Source organism: Rhizobium sp. CBN3 (genome assembly GCF_030518245.1).
Taxonomy (GTDB): domain Bacteria; phylum Pseudomonadota; class Alphaproteobacteria; order Rhizobiales; family Rhizobiaceae; genus Rhizobium; species Rhizobium aethiopicum_A.
The window spans coordinates 1-561 of sequence record NZ_JAULSE010000093.1 but is presented as its reverse complement, the minus strand read 5'-3'; the positions used below and the strand labels follow the sequence as shown (position 1 = coordinate 561).

The following is a 561-nucleotide window of genomic DNA, read 5'->3' as shown; positions in this document are numbered from 1 at the left end:
CACCGCGCTGAGCGCTTTCCAGCGCATCGTTAATGATCAGGATGGAAGAGATACAGCCGACTTCCTGTTCCTTCCAGTGAGCGATGCCAGTGCTTCGGATCCTGATCACCGGGGCACCCATTGGTCGCTGCTACTCGTTGACCGTCGCAACCGCGAGGAGCCGGCTGCCTATCACTATGACTCCTTCCGGGGCCAGAACGACGAGTTTGCAGCAATGCTCGCACAAAGGTTGGGTACCCGTCTGGAGCCCGTCCGCATGACCCAACAGCGCAACGGCTATGATTGCGGAGTCTTCGTGGTTGACGGCACGCGGGCGCTCGTTAGACGTCTGGCGCGAAGAGACCGGCCAGCCGTGCTGCACCTCGACAACCTCGTCGCCGATCGGGAGCAACTCCAACGACGTCTGAGCACCGCGCCCAACAGTGCTCGAGCGAGGGCTGCGGCGGCTGAACCGGAGTCCTCCACACAGATCGCCGATCCCGCAGAGTTTTGGCATGGAGTGGCTCAACCCGGCCAGCTTCCCGATAGCTGGAATACAGCGCCCTTCCGGCAGGATTTGCC

1 protein-coding gene is annotated in these 561 nt (G+C 62.0%); it reads left to right on the top strand.

The annotated features are described in order from the left end of the window. On the top strand, positions 1-561 hold a 561-nt coding region (locus QWJ46_RS31085), incomplete at both ends, for a Ulp1 family isopeptidase (protein WP_302756380.1).